Origin of the sequence: Paraburkholderia sp. J67 (assembly GCF_905220265.1) — a bacterium.
Lineage (GTDB): Bacteria > Pseudomonadota > Gammaproteobacteria > Burkholderiales > Burkholderiaceae > Paraburkholderia.
The window spans coordinates 1-21,729 of record NZ_CAJMZK010000037.1; the positions used below are offsets into that span (position 1 = coordinate 1).

Genomic DNA, 21,729 nt, shown 5'->3' on the forward strand with positions numbered 1-21,729 from the left:
AGATGAGTGCTCCGGCAACCCGTTTGATATCGGGACAATAAATGAATGATTGCGCGCGCGCCGGTGAGAACCAGCGCTGCGCGCGACGAATCCGTAAGGGGTCTGCTAGCGGCGCGGCAGCGTCCTAGCGACCATCCGTGACCTCGACAGCCGCGCGCCGACGGGTCGCGCTCACCACGCGCGCCTCGCCCGGCGCGGGCCTCGCCGTGCGTTCGACCCTTTCGGCCCTTTCGACACGCTCAGCGGCGTCTGCGCCATCGGCGTTGGCCACCGGCACGCGCACACCGCGCCAGATCACATGGGAGCCGAACACGGCGGCCAGCCATTGCAGCAACAGCAGCGCGTCGCGCAGCGGCACGAGCGGCAGGTCGCGCCAGAACGCGCCCGCGACGGCCGAACTGCGCGCATGCAGCGCCAATCGGGCGATGATACCGCCAGCCGTGCTCGTGCCGAACGCGGCCAGCGCGGCGCGCGCTCCGGCGCACAGTGGCACGCCGCCGCTGCCTTGATACAGCACCGCGTAGGCGAGCGCGCCGATCAGCAGCCAGGGCGACGTGAAGGTAATAAAGAGCGACGCGAAACCCGCCGGATTGACCGAGCGGATGGTGCGCAGCCAGCGCGTCTCGCGCAGCCACAGCGTGCGGAAATTCGGCTCGATCACGTCAGTGGCGACCAGCACCGGCGCGAGCACCGTGGCAAGGCCATGATCGCGCGCGAAGCGGGCCAGCAGATAGTCGTCGGCGAGGCAATCCTTGAGCGCCATGAAGCCGCCGATGCGTTCCAGCGTGCCACGCGAGAGCGCCAGCGTCGCGCCGAAACCGAACGCGCGCGAACCCGTCGAGTGGGCCACGCGCACCGAGGGCGCGAACCATTCGTTGATAAAGAGCGCCCCCACGCGCGGCCAGAAGCCGTGGATGCTGCGCGCACTATAGAGACACGTGACCACGCCCACTTTCGGGTCGGCGAGCGGCGCCGTCACGATCTCCAGATAATCGGGCTCCACGGCGATATCGCTGTCGGCCACGACCAGCACATCGTGGCGGGCATGCTCGGCCATGTTGATGAGGTTGCTGACCTTGAGGTTGCTGCCATGCACGCGCGCATCGATCACCAGTTCGATGTCGTGGCCGGGATACGCAGCTTGCAGGCGCCGTACGACCTCAACGGCCGGATCGCTGGACGACGACACGCCAAAGATCAACTGATAGCGCGGATGGTGCTGCTCGCAGAAGGTCGCGAGGTTTTCGTACAGACGCGGCTCGGCGCCACATAGCGGCTTGAGCACGCTCACCGGCGGCAACACGAGCGCGCGGGCGCGCCGCGCGGCCTCGCGCACCAGGGCGGCACTGCCAAAGCGCGGCATCGTCAAGGCTGCACTGATAGCGTAGAAGGTGGCCGCGCCGCACAGCGCCGCCAGCAGCCACCAGGCGAATGGCCAGAGAGCATAGAGCGATGTCGTCATGCCGCGCAGCCTCGTTGAACAGCACGAGCTTCACGTGACGCGCGCGATCGTGCAGGCTGCGCGGCTTCGTCGCGGCCAATACGCCGCGCATCGCGCGAGATATTGCCCCGCTCACGCATTTCGCCTCGGACCATTCGTCCTACCCAGAATTTCATAATTAATCAGACGCGTATCTATCTGCGCCGCATATGCGCGACCAAGGGAATCACGCGGTCTAAAGCAGACTAAAGAGGACTTAAAGCCCTCAGACGAGGACACGCACTTTGATGTAGCGCAAATTAATTTGACGACTTGATTAAGGGGACTCTAAAAATATGTTGCGAGCATCATGCTCGCGCCCTGTTTCAGCGCAAAAAATTGTAGCAGCAACCCCCGTTTGACGCTGCCCCACTCCGCGCAAAAATCCTTCTCAGGATTGCAACCCAGGCAATGATTTCAGGCCTTTCACACCTTGCTTCCAGTATTTTTCTGTCTGAAAAAAATCAGTAAGCATATCGCAAAGAAACTTTAACAAGATTGAATTAAATGTGCGTGAATGTCCAGTTAAACAAGAATAATTCCGATTCAAATTGAGATAATCCATTCATTCTGAATTGAATCTCCCTACAACCTGCACAAACGGAAACCACGCCGCGCGTGTGGGTTCCCGTTGGCCGTCAGCAGAGTCGGATGGGCTTTGGCACAATGGCCGCCACCTTGCGTCTGCCTTGCAGCGTGCAGCGAGCTAGCAGCACCGCGCGGCAGCGCCTTGTCAGACAGCCGCACACCGAACCCCACCGGAACGTCCCCATGATTCCCTTTTCCGTACTCGATCTTTCGCCCGTGCCCGCCGGCTCGCATGCCGGCGCCGCGTTGCGCAACACGCTCGATCTCGCCCAGCACGCCGAACGCTGGGGCTACCAGCGCTACTGGCTGGCCGAGCATCACAACATGACGGGCATCGCGAGCGCCGCCACCTCGGTCGTGATCGGCTATGTGGCGGGCGGCACGAAGACGATCCGCGTGGGTTCGGGCGGCATCATGTTGCCCAACCACGCACCGCTGCTGATCGCGGAGCAGTTCGGCACGCTCGAAGCGCTCTATCCCGGCCGCATCGACCTCGGCCTCGGACGCGCGCCGGGCACCGACCAGACCACGGCGCGCGCGCTACGCCGCGACCTTCAGGCGAGCGCCGAGGCATTCCCCGACGACGTCGCGGAATTGCAGCGCCTGTTCGGCGCGCCGGTCGAAGGCCAGCGCGTGCGCGCCGTGCCGGGCGCCGGTCTGAATGTGCCGCTCTATATCCTCGGCTCGAGCCTGTTCGGCGCGCAACTGGCCGCGGCAATGGGTCTGCCCTTCGCCTTCGCCTCGCACTTCGCGCCCGACCACCTGCTCACTGCGCTGCGCGTCTATCGCTCGCAGTTCCGCCCGTCCGCGACGCTCGCGAAACCGCATGCGATGGTGGGCGTGAACGTCTTCGCCGCGGAAAGTAATGAGGAAGCGCGCCTGCTCTTCACCTCGCTACAGCAACAGTTCGTCAACCTGCGACGCGGCACGCCGGGGCAACTGCCGCCGCCGGTCGAGCAGATCGCCGCCAACGAGCTCGAACTGGCGGGCGTGGCGCATTCGCTCGCCTGCTCGGTGATTGGCGATCGTGAAAACGTGCGCGCGGGCCTCGCCTCCGTGATCGAGCAGACCGGCGCCGACGAGCTGATCGTCACCGCGCAGATCTACGATCACGCGAAGCGCCTGCGTTCGTTCGAGATCACCGCCGAGGTGCGCGACGAGATGGCCGCCGCGCGCTGACTGTCAGCCTGTAGACGTAAAAAAGCGGGCGCATCCCGATCGGGATGCGCCCGCTTTGCATTGAGGCTCGCGCTACGGCGTGGAAATCAGGCTGCTCAGTTCGCCTGCTGCGGCAGCGCCGCGAGCCCCTTCAGCAAGGCCGCGTGGAACGCTTCGGGATCCTGCATTTGCGGCGCGTGACCCGCATCGGGGAACTCCACCAGCGTGGCATGAGGAATCGCCTTCGCCGCCGCACGTCCCAGCTCCGGATAATGGCCAAGCTGCGCGCGCACCTCGGGCGGCGCGGCATCCTTGCCGATCGCGGTCGTGTCCTTCTGCCCGATCAAGAGCAGCGTCGGCATGCGTAGCTGGCCGAATTCATAGACCACGGGCTGCGTGTAGATCATGTCGTAAAGCAGCGCCGAATCCCACGCGACCTGCTCCTTGCCAGGCCCCCGGTACATCCCCGCCAGCATCTGCACCCACGGCTCGTAGCGCGCGTTCCAGCTGCCCGCGTAATAAGTCGACTGTTCATAGCGGCGGATACCGTCGGCGCTCGTCTTCAACTCGCGCGCATACCAGTCGTCCACGGAGAGCGACGGCACGCCCTTGGCCTTCCAGTCCTCCAGACCAATGGGGTTCACGAGCACCAGTTGCTCGGTTTCGCGCGGATACATCAGGCCATAACGCACCGCGAGCATGCCGCCCGTCGAATGGCCGATGACGGTCGCGCGTTCGATGCCAAGCGATGCCAGCAGTGCATGCGTGTTGCGCGCGAGCTGCTGGAAGCTGAACTGATACGCGGCGGGCTTGCTCGATTTGCAGAAGCCGATCTGGTCGGGGGCGATCACGCGATAACCGGCGGCGCTCAGGCGCGTGATGGTGTCGCCCCAGGTGGCCGCGCAGAAGTTCTTGCCATGCAGCAGCACCGCCGTGCGGCCATTGGGCTGTTGCGGCTGCACGTCCATATAGGCCATGTGCAAGGTCTGGCCTTGCGACGTGAAGCTGAAGTCGTGCACCGGGTGCGGATAGTCGAAGCCCTGGAGTTCAGGACCGTAGGCCGGGCCGTCGGAGGCGGCCGATGCTGTTACGGCGGGGGTGGCGGCAGACGTCTGGGCGGAAGAGGCAGCGCTCCCGGCCGCGCAGGCCACGAGACTCAATGCGGCGGCGCAGCAGGCGGCGATGGCGGAAAGCTTGCGGATCGATGGCATGGGCAAAGTCGTGATGAAGGGCGTGGCCGCGTCGCGCAGGTCGCCCATCGGAAGAAGGACCAAGGGCGAAGCCGCGCGCGAACCGCCAGCGATTCTAGCGGGCATGGGCCGCACGCGTCGGCGGCGGCGCGCGCCGCAGCGCTGCCGTGGGCAGGCAAGCCGCTTGCTTCTCCCACTGATCGGGCTTGTTCTGGCTCAAGCGCGCAATGGATTCGCGCAACGCCGCATTCGGTGCTAGAACATTCAGAGCGCGGTCATAAAAACGACGCAGAGCAGCAGGCAGGCCGAAGCGCTCAGGCAAAACGCGACCCAGGGACACCGGGGGTACAACAAGGAGACGACGATGGAAACTCCGGCAAGCCTCAACGATCTGCAACGCACCACGCTCGCCATCGTGCTCGCGGGCGGTCGCGGCACGCGCCTCGGCCCGCTCACCAACAAGCGCGTGAAGCCCGCGGTCCACTTTGGCGGCAAGTACCGCATCATCGATTTCGCCCTCTCGAACTGCCTGAACTCCGGGATACGCCGCATCGCCGTGGTCACGCAGTACAAGGCGCACTCGCTGCTGCGCCATCTGCAGCGCGGCTGGGGTTTCCTGCGCGGCGAGTTCAACGAGTTTCTCGATCTCTGGCCTGCGCAGCAGCGCGTCGAGGGCGCGCACTGGTATCGCGGCACGGCCGACGCCGTCTACCAGAACCTCGACATCATCCGCTCGATCTCGCCGAAATACGTCGTGGTGCTGGCCGGCGACCACATCTACAAGATGGATTACACGCGCATGGTGGCCGACCACGCCGCGAGCGGCGCCGACTGCACGGTCGGCTGCATCGAGGTGCCGCGTCTGGATGCGCGCGCCTTCGGCGTCATGGCTGTCGACGAATCGCGCCGCGTGACGGGCTTCGTCGAAAAACCCGACGACCCGCCCGCGATGCCCGGCCACCCCGACATCGCGCTCGCGAGCATGGGCATTTATGTGTTCGACACCGAGTATCTCTTCAGGCTGCTCGAGGAGAACATCGCGAGCGGCACCACCGATCACGACTTCGGCAAGGACATCATTCCGCGCGTGGTCAGCGACGGCCATGCGATCGCGCATCCGTTCAGCATGTCCTGCGTGTCGTCGGACGCGAGCGCCGAACCCTACTGGCGTGACGTGGGCACGATCGACGCGTACTGGTCGGCGAATCTGGACCTCGCCTCGACGATTCCCGCGCTCGACCTCTACGACCGCCACTGGCCGATCTGGACCTACCAGGAGCAGTTGCCGCCCGCCAAGTTCGTGCGCGACCTCAACGGCTTGCAGGGCTCCGGCACCAATCTCATCGTGTGCGGCGGCAGCGTGATCTCGGGTTCGCAGATTTCGCGCTCGGTGCTCTCGACGAATGTGGTCGTGAAGTCGTTCTGCAACATTGCCGAGGCAGTCTTGTTGCCACAGGTGAGCGTGGGCGCGAGTTGCCGGCTGCGCAAGGTGGTCGTCGACCGCGGCTGCGTGATTCCCGACGGCACCGTGATCGGCGAAGACCCGGTGCGCGACGGCGAGCGCTTCTATCGTACCGAGAACGGCATCGTGCTGGTGACGCGAGAGGCGCTGGCGAATCTGCCGCGCGGCGCCTGACGCGCCCGCCCGGCGGCGGCGCACGCTGCCTGAGCCTCGCGCGGGTGTCGCGCGAGGCGCGCCCGTGCCCGCCTGTATCGCCCTGTCCGCCCGCAACCGTAAGGATTTCCGCCCGATGACGATCCGCGTCCTGCATGTAGCCAGCGAACTCTATCCTCTCCTGAAGACCGGCGGCCTCGCCGACGTGACAGCCGCCCTGCCCGCCGCGCTGATCGAACTGGGCGCCGATGCGCGCGTGCTGCTGCCCGGCTTCGCGAGCGTGGCGGCGGGACTCGCCGACCTGCGCCCGATCGCGCGGCTCGAACGCGGCTTCGGCGCCCCCGAAGCGACGCTCGAACTGGGCCGCCTGCCCGGCAACGATCTGCCCGTCTACATGATCCGCGCCGATCCCTTCTACGCGCGGCCCGGCAACCCGTATCTGGACGACGAACACGTGCCCTACGGCGACAACGCCCAGCGTTTCGCGCTGCTCGGCTGGGCGGCGGCGCAACTCGCGCTGCATCTCGACCCCGCCTGGGCGCCGCGCATCGTGCACGCGCACGACTGGCACGCGGGTCTCGCGGGCGCGTACCTGCGCGCCGCTGCGCGCGAGCGCGGCCACGCCAGCACGACGGGCCAGGCGATCGCGCGCAGCGTATTCACGATCCACAACCTCGCCTACCAGGGCATTTTTCCCGCCCAGCAATTCGACGAACTCGGCCTGCCGCCCGACTTCTTCGACATGCATGGCGTCGAGTTCTACGGTCAGCTTTCATTTTTGAAAGCGGGGCTGTTTTACGCCGACAAGATCACCACCGTCAGCCCGACCTACGCCCGCGAGATCCAGACCGTGGCACAGGGAGGCGGCCTCGAAGCGCTGCTCAAGGGTCGCGCACACGATCTGGTCGGCATCCTCAATGGGGTGGACTACGCCGTGTGGAGTCCCGCGAACGACGAGGCCATCGCCGCGCGCTACTCGGTCGCGCGCATGAGCGGCAAGCTGCATTGCAAGGCGGCGCTCCAGCAGCGCTTCAATCTTGCGCAAAAGCACGACGCGCCCATCTTCGGCGTGGTGAGCCGTCTCACCGAACAGAAGGGCCTCGACCTGCTGCTCGCGGCGCTGCCCGAGATCGTCGCGCGCGGCGGCCAGCTCGTCGTGCTCGGCACCGGCGACGCGAGCCTCGAACAGGGCTTCGCGCGCGCGGCGCGTCTGCATCCCGACGCCGTGGCGGTCGAGCTGGGCTTCGACGAGACGCTCGCGCACGAGATCGTCGCGGGCGCGGACGTGATGATGGTGCCGTCGCGTTTCGAGCCCTGCGGGCTCACCCAGCTCTACGCGCTCGCCTATGGCGCGCTGCCGCTCGTGCATCGGGTGGGCGGCCTCGCCGACACGGTCACGGACGCCTCGCTCGAAAATCTCGCCGACGGCCTCGCCACCGGCTTCGTCTTCGAGCGCTTCGAACCGGATGCGCTCAGCGCCGCGATCCGCCGTGCCTTCGCGCTGCACGCGCGCAGCCGCGACTGGCGCGACACGCGCGCGCGCGGCATGCGCCAGGACTTCGGCTGGACCGCCTCGGCGCAACGCTACATGGCGCTCTATCGCGAACTGGCCTGAACGTGGGCGTCGTAGGCTCCGGAATCCGGGGACCGCCGCTCACCGCATCGGACACGCAACACCGCCCGCACGCGCCCATCGACTGGGCGCGGGGAATTCGGTTATCGTTGCTGCACTGCCCACAAACACCGTGCCTGATGAACCCGCCGGGGCCAGCCGCGCAGCCGGTACAGGTACAGCTCCAGGCAAGCCCGAAACCTCCCAGGCAGACCGAAGCGAACCGACCATGAGAAACGTTCTGAGCATCCAGTCGCATGTCGTATTCGGCCACGCGGGCAATAGCGCCGCCGAGTTCCCCATGCGCCGCCTTGGCGTGAACGTGTGGCCGCTGAACACCGTGCAATTCTCGAATCACACGCAGTACGGCCACTGGACCGGCAGCGCAATCGACGCCGAACAGATGATGGAACTCGTGGAAGGCATCGGCGCGATCGGCGTGCTGCCGCGCTGCGACGCCGTGCTGTCCGGCTATCTCGGCACGCCCGAGCAGGCGCAGTCGGTGATCGACGTGGTGCGCGCCGTGAAGGCCGCGAATCCACAGGCCCGCTACTTCTGCGACCCGGTGATGGGCACGCTCAACGCCCAGGGCAGCGGGTGCCGCGTCGAGCCCGGCATCCAGGAGTTTCTCGTCACACATATGCCCGCAGTGGCCGACGCGATGATGCCCAATCACAGCGAGCTTCAGCGGCTCGTGGGCCGGGAGCTGGAGACGGCCGAGGAAGCCGTCGACGCCTGCCGCGAGCTGATCGCACGCGGCCCGAAGCTGATCCTGGTGAAGCATCTGCTCGACCGCAACAGCCCCGCCGACACGTTCAACATGCTGATCGTGAGCGAGCGCGAGGCGTGGCTCGCGCAGCGTCCGCTCTACCCGTTCGCGCGCCAGCCGGTGGGCGTGGGCGATATCACGAGCGCGATCTTCGTCGCCCGCCTGATGCTGGGCGACACGCTGCGGCGCGCCTTCGAGCACACGCTTGCGGCCGTCAACGCGGTCGTCAAGACCACCTACGACGCGGGCCGCTACGAGCTGGAGATCGTCGCGGCGCAGGACCAGATCGCGCGCCCGCGCGAGTGGTTCGACGCCTGGGCCGTCGATCTGGTCTGAGTGGCGTGACTGCTGCGTGACTGCGGCTTCACTTCGGTCTGACGGCGGGCGGACGCGGCGCGTCCTATAATGCGATCCGCATGCGCAGACGGCGAACGGGTTCCCCGCCGTCGCGCCCACCGTTAGTAAAGAGATTGACCGATGTCCGATTCCATCCGTAGCGAACAGGAAGAATATTTCGAGCAGTTGTGCCTTGCCGTCGATGGCGGCGAGACGCACGAGCAGGAAGCAATCGAATTCTTCGAAGAACACAGCCATGACGCCGATTTCGATGCCGCCCAGTGGCTCGACATCGCGCTGTACCACGCGCTCGACGTGGCGCGCGGCATCATCGACTTCGTCGACGCCGAAGACCGCGAGCGCAGCGACATCGCCCAGACGATCGCCAACAACCTCGATATCGCCTATGCCGACGACGACTGCGCACGCTTCGAGGCCATCATCCGCTTTGCGCTCGCCAACGGCGTGCCGGTCGATCTGGACGTCGTGCTCGACGGCTGCAACCGCGCGCTCGACGACCTCGAAAGCTGGGCCACCGAAGGCGCCATGGCGCCGCTCGTGCAAATGCGCGAAGCGATGCTCGCGTTGCAGTCGGGCTATTGAGTCCGACGAGTCTGACGGGAAATCACACGAAATCGCGCGACGCCCCGGCGGCGCGCCGTCAGCCTGCTATATTGGACTGAGCCCCCGCGCGTGTGACCCGGCGGGGCGCCGCGGTCCGCCGGAGCAACACGGCTGAAGCAGGAACAGGGAGTCAGCCGCGCAGTTGGCCATGCGGGTCACACGCGCGGTCCACGTGAACCCACGCGGACCGCGCCGGCTTCTGCCCCAAGCGCTGTCGTATCTGCTTCGCTGCTTCGCCCTCGCCGCGCGCACGCGCCACGACGGCATCGCGCGACCGTAACGAACAAGAACACCGCCGCGCCCGCACAGCGCCAGGAGTCACGATGAGACCGCGCCACACGCCACGCATCGAATCGCGCGCGCTTTCGCGCGCCCGACGCGCGGCCGCTCAATCAAACCCGACCGATCGACCCGGTCACCCCGTTCGCCCCTTCCATCCCGCCCGCCGCACCATGCTGTTCGCGCTGTTCGCGGGTGCGCTTGCGTGCGCGCTCGCGACGGCGCCGGGCGGCGCGGCACGCGCGGCCGGGCCGCTCACCGTGCGCATCGGCTTCGTCGCGCCGCTCACGGGCGACTACGCCAACTACGGCCACGACTTGCAGAATGGCGTGCAGCTCGCACTCGACGACGCCAACGCGCAGGGCATCAAGATCGGCGATCAAACCGCGCATTTCGAGCTGGTGGCCATCGACGACCGCGCCGATCCGCGCCTGGGCGTTCAGGCCGCCGCGCGTCTCGCCAACCAGAACGTGGCCGCCGTGGTCGGCCACTTCAACTCGGGTACGGCCATTCCCGCCTCGCGCATCTACGAGAGCGCCGGGATTCCGATGATCGACCCGGCCGCGACCAATCCCGTCATCACCTCGCAGGGCTTCGCCAACACCTTCACGGTGATCGCCAACGACGCCCAGAACGCGGGCATCGCGGGCGCGTGGGCCGTGGAAGTGGTGAAGGCGCGGCGCATCGCCATCGTCGACGACCGCAGCGCGTTCGGCCAGGGCGAGGCCGACGTGTTCGAGCGCACCGTCAAGGAGCACGGCGGCAACGTGATCGCGCGCGACTTCGCGCCCGCCGATTCGAGCGACTTCGGCCCGCAGCTCGCGCGCATCAAGGCCGCCGACGCCGATCTGCTCTACTTCGGCGGCCTCGCCCGCCAGGCGGCGGCGCTCGTCAAGCAGATGAAGGCGCGCAGCATGAATACGCAGTTCGTGGGCGGCGGCGGCGTGGCCTTCCCCGACTTCGTGCAGCTCGCCGGGCCGGCTGGCGAAGGCGCGCTGGCGTGGGAGTACGGGCGTCCGCTTGCGCAACTGCCCGAAGGACCGCGTTTCGCGCAGAAGTTCAAGAGCCGCTTTGGCGCCGATGTGCTGGCTTATGCGCCGTTTTCCTATGACGCGACGTGGGCCGCGATTCATGCGATGGCGGCGGCGAAATCCGCGAATCCCGATGTCTATCGCGCCACGCTCAAGACGCTCTCCTTCGACGGCGTGACCGGGCGCATCGCCTTCGACGAAACCGGCGCGCTCAAGAACGGCGCGTCGACGCTCTATCAGGTCAAGCAAGGCGCCTGGGTGCCGGTGACGACGCGCGGCGGCTGAGCAGCTAGCCGCTGCGTTCAGGGCGATTTCGCGCGCACGACGATCTGGGCGTGCGCGTCGCGCTGCATGCGCAGCAGCGCATCGCGCATCTGCGCGAACTGCTCCGGTGTGCAGACCTGCGCGCCGAAATGCGCCGACATCCGGCGCGACACCTCCACCGTGCGCGTCGCTGCATCGAATCCGTAGTGCGCGGAGTAATCCAGTTGCGCGGCGCTGGCTGTCGTGTCGCGCGGCAAATCGGTCACGCGCACGAACGCGGGCAGCACGATGCGGGCATGTTCCTCGTATTCGCCCCCCACACAGGCCCAGGGCTGGGTGCGCCGCTGCACGGCGAGCCAGTTGTCGAGTTGCGTGGCAATGCCGCCCGACAGGCTGCTCAGCGCCGGGAGCGCCGTGGTGCCGTCGGGCCAGACGAGGTGATCGAGCGTGCCGTCGGTGGAAGTCGCGAACGCTCCGCTGGTGGCGTCGAGCGCGCTGGTCGACAGGCGCGCCGTGCCCGCGAGTCCGGTCTGGCGCAGGCGCTGCGCGGCGACCTGCTGCGCGACTTGACGCGTCGCGCGGCGAAACGTGTTGCGCTCCGGCTCGGCGCTCGCGCCCACGTCCTGGGCGCGGTATCGATACGACGCATTGCCGTCCTCGCCCACGTCGATGTCGAGTTGCGCCGAGCGCGCGCGCGGCTGCGTCGCGGGCGTGCGCACGAGCACGCCGTCGTCGACGAGCAGCGCCGGGCGATCCATCACGCCCGCCGGCAGATAGCCGAAGGCGACGCCGCCCGACGAGGTATCGGCGAACAGGCCGAGATCAGGCAGCCACGCGATGATGTGATTGATGGCCTCCTCGCCGTAGCCCGGCACGGAGGGCAGCGAATACACCGGTCCGAGGTTCAGCAGCGCGCCCTCGGCGCGAATCCCCACCGCCGCCAGCAAAGCCGTAAACAGCGCCACGTGATCCTTGCAGTCGCCATAGCGATCGCGCAGGATGTCGACCGCGCGATGCGGGGCCGCTGCCGTCTGGCCGAGAAAGAGCGCCACGTAGCGGATGTTCAGGCGCATCCAGTCGTAGATGCGCGCGGCCTGCTCGCGCGGATCGGTCACCCCGGCGGTGAGCGCCCGCGCGAACGCCGCGATCGCGGGATCGGTCGCAGTGGGGTCGGCGGCGGCTTCACGGTAACGCGCCGCGAAGCTCGCGTAATCGGGCACCGTGCTCACCATCAGGCGCGCGCCCCAGTTCACGCGCGCGACGGCCCCCGCTTCCAGCGGCGCCAGTTGTCCCTGACGGAAGTCGAAGGTGTAGCGGGTGCGGCCGTTTTCGGTCACGGGCGCGAGCGCCTCGTAACCGCGCGCGTCGGCATGGAGCGGCAAGTCGGCCGGGAGATCGAAAATCAGGCGCTGGAACTCGACGGGCTCGCCGGGCGGCTCGACGAAATACGAGAACGTGCCCGCCTGGAGCGCCCGCGCACGCCGCTTGGCGAACACGAGGCGCACGCGCGCGCCCGGCTGCACGCCCGGGAAAATCACGGTGCGCAGCACGCCGTCCTCGAAGGTCGGCGCGCCCGCCGAGCGCGGCTCCTGCACGTCGCGGATGCCGCTTGCGCCCACCTCGTGCGCGCTGCCATCGGGATCGAGGGTCTGCGCCGAGAGCGCCGTGATCGTTTCGATATCCTTATTGAACCAGACGTAGCGCTGTGCCACGGCATCGACGCCCGCCGTGGTGTTGGCGCGCATCGTCGAGTCGTCGTGTTCCTCCACCGAGCCGTCCTTCTGGATCACGAATAGATGGACGTCGCGTTCAATCGTGGCGGGCGGGAGATCGGCGTCGGCGTCAGCGGGCGACGGGGTGGCGGGCTGCGCCTGCGCCAGCGTGCCCGCGAGCGCCCAGGCGCACACTAGCAGACGCGACAGACGAGCGGCGGCGAACGGGAAAGACGCGGGCACCTGGACCTCGTTCGGACGTTGAGGATGTGCCTGCCGTTTTAGCACATCGATGCCCGGCACATCGATGCGCGGCTCACCCTCCCCGCCAACGCTCAGGTCGCCAGCGCCTGATCGGTTTCCAGCACGCGCAGCAGCGACACGGCAATGCCCTCCGCCGCCAGCCGCACCTCGTCCAGCGACGGGAACGACGGCGCGATGCGCAGATGGCTGTCGAGCGGATCGACGCCATAAGGGAACGCCGCGCCCGCCGGCGTGAGCACGAGCCCCGCCTCGCCCGCGAGCTCGACCGTGCGCCGGGCGGTGCCGTCCGGCCCGTAGAGGCTGATGAAATAGCCGCCTTCGGGCTCGTTCCAGCGCACCCCGCTCGCCTGCCCAAGCCGCCTGCGAAACACCTCGTCCACGGCGGCGAATTTCGGCGCGAGCAGCGCGCGATGACGCGCCATCAGCGCGTCCAGGGTCGCCCGGTCGCGAACGTAGCGCACGTGACGCAACTGGTTGAGCTTGTCCGGGCCGATGGTGCGCACCGAAGTACACCGCTGCCACCACGCCACGTTGCGCGGCGACGCCGCGAACCACGCGAGCGCGCCGCCCGCGATCGTGACCTTCGAAAGCGAGGCGAACATCAGTACGCGATCGGCCTGCCCCGCCGCCGCGCTGGCCGCGATCACGTCGAGCGTCGCGTGCGCCGTATCGGTCAGATGATGGAAACGGTAGGCGTCGTCCCAGAACAGGCGGAAATCGGGCGCAGCGGCCGGCATGGAGGCGAGCCGGCGCACCACGTCATCGGCATAGATCGCCCCGGTCGGGTTGCTGTAGAGCGGCATGCACCACATGCCCTTGATCGAGGCATCCTCGCGCACGAGCGCCTCGACGACGTCCATGTCGGGGCCGTCTGCGCGCATCGGCACGGCGATCATACGCACGCCCAGCGCCTCGCAGATCGCGAAATGACGGTCGTAGCCCGGCGCGGGACAGAGAAACGCGATGTCGCCCTGCGCCCGCCACGGCGCGCTGCGCTCGCCGCTCTCGCCTTGCGGCACGCCATGCAGCAAGGCGAACGCCAGCGCGTCGTGCATGAGTTCGAGACTGGAGTTGCCCGCCGCCACCACCTGTGCGGGCGGCACGCCCAGCAACTCGCCGCCCAGTTCGCGCGCCTCGGGCAGACCCAGAAGCAAGCCGTAGTTGCGGCAGTCGAAGCCATCGCGCGCGCGAAAGCCCGCTGCCGCCGCGTCGTCGAGCAAGGCGCGCGAGAGATCGAGCTGTTCGGGCGCAGGCTTGCCGCGCGACATGTCCAGGCGCATCTGCAATTGCTGGAATCGTTCGTAGTTCAAAGCATCAGGCGGGCTCATCGACATCGCGGTCCCCGTATGGAAGGTCTATTGGAAGGTCAATGGAATCGGTCGGCTCGGACTTAAGACCAGCATACGGGCGTCGCCATCTTCAGACAAACGCGTTATATTGAACTTTTCTATCAGATTTTCTGATAGCGACCTGGCTTTTACCCTGATTCCATGAAGACCCTCGATCTCGACGTGCTGGCGATGGTGGTGGCCGTCGCCGATGCCGGCAGCTTCGTGCGCGGCGCCGCGCTCGTGCACCGCTCGCAGGCGGCGCTCTCGATGCAGATTCGCGCGCTCGAAGAGGCGATCGGCAAGCCGCTCTTTATCCGCGCGCCGCGCAACGTCACGCCTACGCCCGACGGCCATACGCTGATCGGCTATGCGCGGCGGATGCTGGCGCTGCGCGACGAGGCCTGGGCCTCGCTCGCGCATCCCGAGGTGAAGGGCCGCGTGTCGATCGGCATGCCCGACGACTACGCGTCGTCGCTGCTGCCGCCGGTGCTGCGCAAGTTCTCGGCGAACTGGCCGAAGGTGGAGATTCAGGTGGTGGGGCTGCCGAGCAGCGCGCTCGCGCCGCTCGTGCGCGAGAACAAGATCGATCTGGCCTGCGTGACCGGCACGACGGGCTCGGGCGGCCTCGCCGGCGAATTCATCCGCTTCGAGCCGATGGTCTGGGCCGGTCCCCCCGCCAGCGCGAGTGCGGCGATCGGCCGGGAAATCTGGCGCGAGCGGCCCTTGCCGATCGCCCTCTTCAGCGCGGGCAGCGTGGCGCGCGAGAACGCCATCGAGGCCCTGGAGCGCGAAAAGATCACCTATCGCACGTCGTACGAAAGCCCCAGTTTGATGGGCTTGTGCAGCATGGTGGCGGCCGGTCTCGCGGTCGCGCCGCTGGCGCGCTGCGCGGTGCCGGAGACCTTCGTGACGCTCGGACGCCAGCACGGTTTGCCGGAGTTGCCGGAACTCGAAGTGGTGCTCGCACGCAGCGCGCGCTCGAACCGCCCGCCCTGCGACTTCCTCGCCGAACAGATTCTCGCCGAGCTGCGCGTCTGAGCGAGGCCTGCGCGCGCTTATCCTCAGACCTCAATCACAGCTCGTCGTCGCCCGGACGCGTGAGCAATGCGTACAAACTCGCGATGTGGCGCAACAGCAACTCGCGATGCTTTTCGATCTGCTCGAGACGCCCGACCAGATCGGCGCGCGCGCGCTCGCCCGGGTCGGCCTGCGCGATCACATCCTCGATGCGTGCACGCAACGCGCCGGGGTCCACGGGCAGCATGCTCAGATGACGCTCCAGCTTGCGCACGTCCTGCGCAGCCAGTTCGCGGATCTTGCGCGTGCCTGCTGTGCGCTTCGCCGCTCCCGGCTGGGGACCGCTATCCAGCCGCGCGCCCGGACGATGCCCGAAGATCGGCTCGGCGCGCAGCACCGGCGCCTTGCGCACCGGGTGGGCCGTGCCGCGAAAGCGCGCGTGCGGCGCTTCTTCGGCAATGGCCTCGCGCGCCTGCCGGGGCACGTCGCCGGCGCCGTGAATTTCGTCCATCCAGCCCTCGGGCAAGCCCGTGACGGCTTCCACGCCGCGCACGAACTCCGCGCTGAAGTCGCGCCGCCCGGACACGATCAGCTTCATATAGCTCTCGGAAAACGTCATCATCCGCGCGAGCCGCGTGACCGCGCCCACTTCCCGGGTGAGCAGCGCGAGATTCGCGCGCCAGACGGGCATGAGCGTTGCACCGGAATCTTCCATCGAGGTCTCCCTCCTGGGCCGCTACCGCCTGGCCAATTCCTCAAGGTTAGCTGCATCGCAAGGCAGGACGCAACCGGCGTTCCCGTTTTACGACGAAAGGAGAATGAGAGAAACACGTTTTAGGCCCTGAAAAGCGGGGTCGAAACGTAAACACACTGGGGGATGAGGGATGCGCGAAAGGGCCACGCGCGCGGCGTGACGTCATGCCAATACTTCGGAGTACATGAGAAAGTCGAGCACGGGACGACGCCCCGGCGTCTAGAAATGCCCGGTGAAGCGATAGCGGCTGCCCGGATGCCAGAGATTCGCCACCGACGCCACCGCCTGGCGCGACCATGTACGCCGATGCAGCACGAGACACGGCTCGGCGGCTTTCATCGCCAGATGGGTGCGGGTGCCGTCCTCGGGCGCGAGCGCCTCGATGCGGTACTCCACGCGTTGCAGCGGCGCCACGCGCACGAGGTACTGGTTCGGCGTGGTGAGGGTGAAATCCTGCTGTGTATAGTCGGGCGCGAGCGCGGGATTGACCCAGCGCTCTTCGAGCTGCACCGGCTCGTCGTTTTCGAAGTGCAGCACACGCGAGTGAAACAGGGCCGCGCCGCTGCGCAGACCCATTTCGTCGGCCAGCGCTTCATCCGCGTCGATCGCGCCGATCTCCAGCACCTGCGCGCGATAGACGTGGCCGCGCGCGACGATTTCATCGGAAATACTGCGGATCGCCACCAGCGTCGATTCGTACTTGGGCCGCGCGACAAAGGTGCCCGCGCCCTGCACGCGCGTGAGCACCTGTTCGGCGGTCAACTCGCGCAACGCACGGTTCACGGTCATGCGCGCGACCTTGAAGTCGCGCGCAAGCTCGTTCTCCGACGGCACCTGGTCGCCCTCGCCCCACTCGCCCGCATGAATGCGCGCGAGGATGAAGTCCTTGATGCCCTGATAGGCCGGTGCGTTCATCGCGGGTTTCAAAGGTCGGACGTGAGCATCGCGGCGATGCCCACCTCCGGCGCCCTGGCTTAACGCGCTTCGGATTCGAACGCGAACGGGCTGTGCGCCGCAATCGCGCCGTTCTGCACGAGCTGGGTTACAGCCGCGATATCGGGCGCGAAGTAGCGGTCCAGATCGTAATGCGGCACTTCGTTGCGCACCGACTGCATCACGCGCTGCAGCGCCGGGCTGGTCGGGTGCGGCGCACGCAGGTCCACGCCCTGGGCCGCGGCCAGCAGTTCGATCGAGAGGATGTTGGCCGTGTTCTCCGCGATATCGGCGAGCTTGCGCGCGGCGAAGGTCGCCATCGACACGTGGTCTTCCTGGTTCGCGGAAGTCGGCAGCGAGTCCACCGACGCCGGATGCGCGAGCGTCTTGTTTTCCGAGGCGAGTGCCGCGGCCGTCACGTGCGCGATCATGAAGCCCGAGTTCACGCCACCGTCCTTGACGAGGAAAGGCGGCAGGCCCGAGAGCGTCGCGTCGATCAGGAGCGCGATGCGGCGCTCGGCCAGCGCGCCGATTTCGGCGGCCGCCAGCGCGAGGTTGTCGGCGGCGAAAGCCACCGGCTCGGCGTGGAAATTGCCGCCGGAGAGCACTTCGTGCGTTTCCGGGAAGATCAGCGGATTGTCCGAGACCGCATTGGCTTCGATCAGCAGCACCTGGGCCGCGTGGCGCATCTGGTCCAGACACGCGCCCATCACCTGCGGCTGGCAGCGCAGCGAGTACGGGTCCTGCACCTTGCCGCAGTCGCGGTGCGAAAGGTTGATCTCCGAGCCTTCGAGCAGCGCGCGATACGCCGAGGCCGCTTCGATCTGGCCGCGATGGCCGCGCAGTTCGTGAATGCGCGCATCGAACGGCTTGACCGAGCCGGCCGCCGCGTCCACGCACAGCGCGCCGGAAACGAGCGCGGTGCGGTACAGATCTTCGATCGCGAAGAGGTTGTAGAGCGCGAGCGCCGCCGACGCCTGGGTGCCGTTGAGGAGCGCCAGGCCTTCCTTGGCTTGCAGCGTGAGCGGCTCGAGGCCGGCGGCGGCAAGACCCGCTTCGGCGCTGGCGCGCTCACCGCGGATGAACACTTCGCCGATGCCGAGCAGCACCGCCGACATATGCGCGAGCGGCGAGAGATCGCCCGAGGCGCCCACCGAGCCCTTCACGGGAATCAGCGGCAGCACGTCGGCGTTGAAGAGCGTGATCATCGCGTCCATCACTTCGCGGCGGATGCCCGAATGGCCACGGCCCAGGCTCGAGAGCTTGAGCGCCATCAAGAGACGCACGACCGGACGCGACATCGGCTCGCCCACGCCCACCGCGTGCGAGAGCACCAGGTTGCGTTGCAGCAGTTCGAGCTGGTCGGTGGGGATATGCGTGCTCGCGAGGCGCCCGAAGCCGGTGTTGATGCCGTAGGCAGGCTCGCCCTTGGCCGTGATGTCGGCGACGGCGCGCGCGCACGCGTCGATCGCGGCGAAGCTCGCGGGATCGAGTTCGAGTTTCACCGATTCACGTGCGATTTGGCGCAGTTGCGGCAGGGTCAGATGGCCGGGCGTGAGGAGCATGATCGAATCCTGTCTATACAAGTGAAGCGCAGTCTAGCCTGTTGCGCCTGTATAGACAACCTCTGCACCCTCGCCTGCGACCTGGGACTATCCACTAGCCGCGTACGGCCGCTGCGACCCTCTTAAAGTGCGAGCCGCCCGGCGATGAACGCCAGAAAACACTGCACGCGCGCGGCCAGCGCGGCGCTGCGGTAGTAGACGGCGTGGATCGGCTGGCGCTCGGCGAGCAGCGCGTCGTCGAGCACAGTCACGAGGCGGCCCGCCGCACGGTCGGCGGCGGTCATGAAATCGGAGAGACAGGCGATGCCCGCGTCGCTCAACGCCAGTTGCCGGATGGTCTCGCCGCTCGACGCCGTGAGCGCGGGCTGGATTGCGAAGCCTTCGTTGGCGTCGTCGCCGAATAGCGCGCCTTGGGCAGAATCGGCCGAATCGTCGCTGTGTGCAGGCTGAAGCCGCAGCGGCCAGCGATTGAGCAGCGCGGGCGCCGTAAAGCCGATCAGCCGATGCGCGCGCAATGCCTCCAGCGTGCGCGGCGTGCCATGCGCCGCGAGATAAGCCGGGCTGGCCACCACACGCCGCCGGCTCACCCCGAGCGAGCGCGCATGCAGCGTGGAATCCTGCAACGCGCCAATACGGATCGCGATATCCACCCGCTGCTCCAGCAGATCGACGATGCGCTCGTTGCTGGTGAGTTCGAGCTGGATATCCGGATAGCGCGCGGCGAACGCGGCCACGTGCGGCACGATGCAATGGAGCATGAAGGGCGTGGCAGCATCGACGCGCAAGCGCCCCGACGGTTGCTCGCGATGGCGCGTGACGGCTTCCTCCGCGTCCTCCATCGCCGCGAGAATGGCGCGCGCCCGGTCGAGAAAAAGCTCGCCCTCCTCGGTCAGTTGCAGGCGGCGCGTGGTGCGCAGGATCAAGGCGATGCCGAGCTGCTTTTCGAGGCGGGTAAGCGCGCGGCTCACGCCGGAGACCGTCTGCTGGAGTTTTTCGGCGGCGGCGGTGATCGACCCTGCGTCGATCACGGTGACGAATACGAGCAATTCGTCGGTCGAGGTTTTCATTGTTGATTCACAGTCAAGATTCATTTGAGACTAACACGGTTTTTGCAAGACGCGAATGCCGCGATACTGGTCGCCGTACTGACTTTGCTGAACACCGGGAGAACCCATGAAAGTATTCGTGACAGGCGCAGGCGGCTTTATCGGCGGCACGATCGCCGCCCATCTCGCGCGTGCGGGCCATGACGTGCGCGGCCTCGTGCGCCGCCCCGAACAATTCGCCGCTCTCGAAGCACTCGACATCGCACCCGTGGCGGGCACGCTTGACGACCGCGAGTTGCTGATGCGCGAAGCGCGCGCCGCCGACGCCGTGATCAACGCGGCGAGCAGCGACCATCGCGGCGCGGTGGAAGCCCTGCTCGACGCGCAGGAAGGCTCGGGCAAGACCTTCCTGCACACGAGCGGTTCGAGCATCGTCGGCGACGCATCGGGCGGCGAGCCGACCGACAAGATCTACTACGAGGACGCCCTGCCCGCGCCGACGCCCGACAAGGCCGCGCGCGTGGCCATCGACGATCTCGTGCTGGCCGGCGCGCAGCGCGGCGTGAAAAGCGCGGTGCTCTGCAATACGCTGATCTATGGCGTGGGTGCGGTGCCCGACACGGCGAGCGTGCAGTTGCCGCGACTGATTCGTCAGGCGCAAAAGAGCGGCGTGATGCGTCACGTCGGGCGCGGCCTGAACATCTGGTCGAACGTGCATGTCGAGGACGTCGCCGAGCTTTACTGCCTCGCGCTACAGAAAACGCCTGCGGGCACGTTCTATTTCGTCGAAAGCGGCGAAGCGGATTTCCGCACCATGACGGCGGCGCTCGCGCAAAAGATGGGCCTCGGCGCGGCGCAGGACTGGCCGCTCGAAGCCGCTATCGAGGAGTGGGGTTACGAGATGGCGTCGTACGGCCTGGGGTCGAACAGCCGCGTGCGAGGCGAGCGTGCGCGCAAGCTGCTGGGCTGGCAGCCGCAGCGCACGAGCGTGACCGACTGGATTCGTGACGAAATGCCGGTTCCGCAAAAATAAGTGGGCTGAAGCACAGTATTGTTGCGTATCCGTAAGGTCGATCCGATAGAATCGCGCCGGTTTGCACTACCTGCCGGCGCGTCTTTCAGCCCGGCATCCGGATACGCCGATGCTTCTCGCGCTGAACTTCGACTGGCTGACCAATCTGCTCGCCATTCTGTTCGTGGTCGCGTGCCTCTATGACGCGCGCTACGACGAATATGGCACGCTGACACTCGCCGCCGCCGCAATGGGTCTTATCGTCATGGCGATCGAGGTGTTGCTGCGGCCCGCGTTCGAGCTGTCGCTCTAGCCCACGCGTACACCCGGCCGCACACGGCTTCGTTGTGCTTACAATCTCTTTGCGCCGGCTTTCGCGCGCCTGATTTCCTTGCCTACGACTTCGGCTCGTGCGAGCAGCACGCATGCTGCTGCGGGCTGTCCTCGTAGCGGTCGTGATGACGCATCCACTCGCGCATATCGTGCTCCTCGTTGCGCCCCTTCGTCGTGAATTCCAGCATCGCATACGTGCCCAAGGCCATCTCCACGCCGCGCGCATACGCGGAATACGTGTGATACACGTTGCCCGAATCATCGCGATAGAACGCGCTGATGCCGGGTAGTTCGTCGCTCATGTAGTCCTGCTCCGCGTAGTTGTAGACGGCCTTGCCGCGCGCCTTGTCGGCTTCGGAGAACGAGACGTGGAAGTCGAAATTGAAGTCGCTGCCATATGACGACACCCACGGAAAATGCCAGCCCATGCGCTGTTTAAAGGCCTCGATCTTCGCAAGCGGTGCACGCGACACCGCCACGTAGGTCACGTCGTGGTGCTCCAGATGCGTCAGCATGCCGTCCACATGATCGGAGATAAACGAGCAGCCGGGGCAGCCCTCCTCCCACTCGGGGCCAAGCATGAAGTGATAGGTCAGCAACTGGCTGCGCGGCCCGAACAGTTCGGCTAGCGTGCGTGTGCCTTGCGGGGTTTCGAACGTATAGCGCTTCTCCACTTTCACCCAGGGCAGCGCCATGCGCTTCGCCACGAGCGCGTCGCGCGTGCGCGTGAAGGCGCGTTCCTCGGCAAGCAGCGCCTTGCGCGCCGCCATCCATTCGGTATCCGAAACGATCTTGTGCGATTCCATCGTGTCTGCC

The 21,729-nt window shown here is 67.0% G+C and carries 18 protein-coding genes; 9 read left to right on the forward strand and 9 right to left on the reverse strand.

What is annotated here, in order from left to right; genetic code table 11:
- Window positions 1-124: 124 nt before the first annotated feature.
- Complete coding sequence (gene hpnI / locus U5782_RS37225; RefSeq protein WP_322048859.1) at window positions 125-1,462, reverse strand: bacteriohopanetetrol glucosamine biosynthesis glycosyltransferase HpnI; 1,338 nt, start codon at window positions 1,460-1,462, stop codon at window positions 125-127.
- A gap of 789 nt (window positions 1,463-2,251) precedes the next feature.
- Between hpnI and U5782_RS37230 the strand changes: the two genes are divergently transcribed.
- A complete protein-coding gene (locus tag U5782_RS37230; protein ID WP_322048860.1) occupies window positions 2,252-3,247 on the forward strand; it encodes an LLM class flavin-dependent oxidoreductase in 996 nt (331 codons plus the stop codon).
- Between the two features lie 95 nt (window positions 3,248-3,342).
- Here the strand turns inward: U5782_RS37230 and U5782_RS37235 are convergent, their stop codons facing one another.
- Window positions 3,343-4,542, reverse strand: coding sequence for an alpha/beta fold hydrolase (locus tag U5782_RS37235; RefSeq protein ID WP_415914481.1), 1,200 nt, complete (start codon window positions 4,540-4,542; stop codon window positions 3,343-3,345).
- A gap of 238 nt (window positions 4,543-4,780) precedes the next feature.
- Here U5782_RS37235 and glgC point away from each other — a divergent pair, with 238 nt between their 5' ends.
- The 5 genes from glgC (at window position 4,781) to U5782_RS37260 (ending at window position 10,967) form a co-directional block, all read left to right on the forward strand.
- Entirely contained in the window at window positions 4,781-6,052 is a 1,272-nt protein-coding gene (gene glgC, locus U5782_RS37240) for a glucose-1-phosphate adenylyltransferase (RefSeq protein WP_322048861.1), read from the forward strand.
- Between the two features lie 115 nt (window positions 6,053-6,167).
- Window positions 6,168-7,646 (forward strand): glycogen synthase GlgA, encoded by a 1,479-nt coding sequence (gene glgA / locus U5782_RS37245; RefSeq protein WP_322048862.1) that lies wholly within the window; start codon window positions 6,168-6,170, stop codon window positions 7,644-7,646.
- 226 nt (window positions 7,647-7,872) lie between these two features.
- Window positions 7,873-8,748: a pyridoxal kinase PdxY gene (gene pdxY / locus U5782_RS37250; protein ID WP_322048863.1), complete on the forward strand. Its 876-nt coding sequence runs from the start codon at window positions 7,873-7,875 to the stop codon at window positions 8,746-8,748.
- Between the two features lie 141 nt (window positions 8,749-8,889).
- Window positions 8,890-9,351 carry a hypothetical protein gene (locus tag U5782_RS37255; RefSeq protein WP_322048864.1) on the forward strand — a complete coding sequence of 154 codons (462 nt, stop codon included), beginning with the start codon at window positions 8,890-8,892 and terminating at the stop codon, window positions 9,349-9,351.
- 473 nt (window positions 9,352-9,824) lie between these two features.
- A complete protein-coding gene (locus U5782_RS37260; RefSeq protein ID WP_415914485.1) occupies window positions 9,825-10,967 on the forward strand; it encodes a branched-chain amino acid ABC transporter substrate-binding protein in 1,143 nt (380 codons plus the stop codon).
- Window positions 10,968-10,984: 17 nt separating this feature from the next.
- Here U5782_RS37260 and U5782_RS37265 read toward each other — a convergent pair whose 3' ends face one another.
- Together U5782_RS37265 and U5782_RS37270 are read right to left on the reverse strand one after the other, a co-directional pair.
- Window positions 10,985-12,901 (reverse strand): DUF3857 domain-containing transglutaminase family protein, encoded by a 1,917-nt coding sequence (locus U5782_RS37265; RefSeq protein ID WP_415914482.1) that lies wholly within the window; start codon window positions 12,899-12,901, stop codon window positions 10,985-10,987.
- A 92-nt stretch (window positions 12,902-12,993) separates the two neighbouring features.
- Window positions 12,994-14,256 carry an aminotransferase class I/II-fold pyridoxal phosphate-dependent enzyme gene (locus tag U5782_RS37270; RefSeq protein WP_415914483.1) on the reverse strand — a complete coding sequence of 421 codons (1,263 nt, stop codon included), beginning with the start codon at window positions 14,254-14,256 and terminating at the stop codon, window positions 12,994-12,996.
- A 156-nt stretch (window positions 14,257-14,412) separates the two neighbouring features.
- On the opposite strand from U5782_RS37270, the gene U5782_RS37275 reads away from it, so the two are divergent.
- Window positions 14,413-15,291 carry a LysR substrate-binding domain-containing protein gene (locus tag U5782_RS37275; RefSeq protein WP_322048867.1) on the forward strand — a complete coding sequence of 293 codons (879 nt, stop codon included), beginning with the start codon at window positions 14,413-14,415 and terminating at the stop codon, window positions 15,289-15,291.
- 34 nt (window positions 15,292-15,325) lie between these two features.
- Here U5782_RS37275 and U5782_RS37280 read toward each other — a convergent pair whose 3' ends face one another.
- The 4 genes from U5782_RS37280 to U5782_RS37295 form a co-directional block, all read right to left on the reverse strand.
- Entirely contained in the window at window positions 15,326-15,985 is a 660-nt protein-coding gene (locus U5782_RS37280; RefSeq protein ID WP_322048868.1) for a hypothetical protein, read from the reverse strand.
- A gap of 258 nt (window positions 15,986-16,243) precedes the next feature.
- Window positions 16,244-16,939, reverse strand: a complete 696-nt coding sequence (gene hutC / locus U5782_RS37285; RefSeq protein WP_322048869.1) for a histidine utilization repressor — start codon at window positions 16,937-16,939, stop codon at window positions 16,244-16,246.
- Between the two features lie 59 nt (window positions 16,940-16,998).
- Complete coding sequence (hutH, locus tag U5782_RS37290) at window positions 16,999-18,522, reverse strand: histidine ammonia-lyase (protein WP_322048870.1); 1,524 nt, start codon at window positions 18,520-18,522, stop codon at window positions 16,999-17,001.
- Window positions 18,523-18,644: 122 nt separating this feature from the next.
- The gene (locus tag U5782_RS37295) at window positions 18,645-19,589 is read right to left on the reverse strand and encodes a LysR substrate-binding domain-containing protein (protein ID WP_322048871.1); all 945 of its coding nucleotides are present in this window, start codon (window positions 19,587-19,589) and stop codon (window positions 18,645-18,647) included.
- A 106-nt stretch (window positions 19,590-19,695) separates the two neighbouring features.
- Here U5782_RS37295 and U5782_RS37300 point away from each other — a divergent pair, with 106 nt between their 5' ends.
- Together U5782_RS37300 and U5782_RS37305 are read left to right on the forward strand one after the other, a co-directional pair.
- Entirely contained in the window at window positions 19,696-20,601 is a 906-nt protein-coding gene (locus tag U5782_RS37300; protein WP_322048872.1) for an NAD-dependent epimerase/dehydratase family protein, read from the forward strand.
- Between the two features lie 109 nt (window positions 20,602-20,710).
- The gene (locus U5782_RS37305; RefSeq protein ID WP_322048873.1) at window positions 20,711-20,893 is read left to right on the forward strand and encodes a hypothetical protein; all 183 of its coding nucleotides are present in this window, start codon (window positions 20,711-20,713) and stop codon (window positions 20,891-20,893) included.
- 82 nt (window positions 20,894-20,975) lie between these two features.
- Here the strand turns inward: U5782_RS37305 and U5782_RS37310 are convergent, their stop codons facing one another.
- Entirely contained in the window at window positions 20,976-21,719 is a 744-nt protein-coding gene (locus U5782_RS37310) for a thioredoxin family protein (RefSeq protein ID WP_322048874.1), read from the reverse strand.
- Window positions 21,720-21,729: the final 10 nt, after the last annotated feature.

What these genes read in the sequence shown, in the direction of transcription:
- hpnI (WP_322048859.1), bottom strand. Translation starts at nt 1,462, where the DNA reads ATGACGACATCGCTCTATGCTCTCTGGCCATTCGCCTGGTGGCTGCTG.
- U5782_RS37230 (WP_322048860.1), top strand. Translation starts at nt 2,252, where the DNA reads ATGATTCCCTTTTCCGTACTCGATCTTTCGCCCGTGCCCGCCGGCTCG.
- U5782_RS37235 (WP_415914481.1), bottom strand. Translation starts at nt 4,542, where the DNA reads ATGCCCGCTAGAATCGCTGGCGGTTCGCGCGCGGCTTCGCCCTTGGTC.
- glgC (WP_322048861.1), top strand. Translation starts at nt 4,781, where the DNA reads ATGGAAACTCCGGCAAGCCTCAACGATCTGCAACGCACCACGCTCGCC.
- glgA (WP_322048862.1), top strand. Translation starts at nt 6,168, where the DNA reads ATGACGATCCGCGTCCTGCATGTAGCCAGCGAACTCTATCCTCTCCTG.
- pdxY (WP_322048863.1), top strand. Translation starts at nt 7,873, where the DNA reads ATGAGAAACGTTCTGAGCATCCAGTCGCATGTCGTATTCGGCCACGCG.
- U5782_RS37255 (WP_322048864.1), top strand. Translation starts at nt 8,890, where the DNA reads ATGTCCGATTCCATCCGTAGCGAACAGGAAGAATATTTCGAGCAGTTG.
- U5782_RS37260 (WP_415914485.1), top strand. Translation starts at nt 9,825, where the DNA reads ATGCTGTTCGCGCTGTTCGCGGGTGCGCTTGCGTGCGCGCTCGCGACG.
- U5782_RS37270 (WP_415914483.1), bottom strand. Translation starts at nt 14,256, where the DNA reads ATGTCGATGAGCCCGCCTGATGCTTTGAACTACGAACGATTCCAGCAA.
- U5782_RS37275 (WP_322048867.1), top strand. Translation starts at nt 14,413, where the DNA reads ATGAAGACCCTCGATCTCGACGTGCTGGCGATGGTGGTGGCCGTCGCC.
- U5782_RS37280 (WP_322048868.1), bottom strand. Translation starts at nt 15,985, where the DNA reads ATGGAAGATTCCGGTGCAACGCTCATGCCCGTCTGGCGCGCGAATCTC.
- hutC (WP_322048869.1), bottom strand. Translation starts at nt 16,939, where the DNA reads ATGAACGCACCGGCCTATCAGGGCATCAAGGACTTCATCCTCGCGCGC.
- hutH (WP_322048870.1), bottom strand. Translation starts at nt 18,522, where the DNA reads ATGCTCCTCACGCCCGGCCATCTGACCCTGCCGCAACTGCGCCAAATC.
- U5782_RS37295 (WP_322048871.1), bottom strand. Translation starts at nt 19,589, where the DNA reads ATGAAAACCTCGACCGACGAATTGCTCGTATTCGTCACCGTGATCGAC.
- U5782_RS37300 (WP_322048872.1), top strand. Translation starts at nt 19,696, where the DNA reads ATGAAAGTATTCGTGACAGGCGCAGGCGGCTTTATCGGCGGCACGATC.
- U5782_RS37305 (WP_322048873.1), top strand. Translation starts at nt 20,711, where the DNA reads ATGCTTCTCGCGCTGAACTTCGACTGGCTGACCAATCTGCTCGCCATT.
- U5782_RS37310 (WP_322048874.1), bottom strand. Translation starts at nt 21,719, where the DNA reads ATGGAATCGCACAAGATCGTTTCGGATACCGAATGGATGGCGGCGCGC.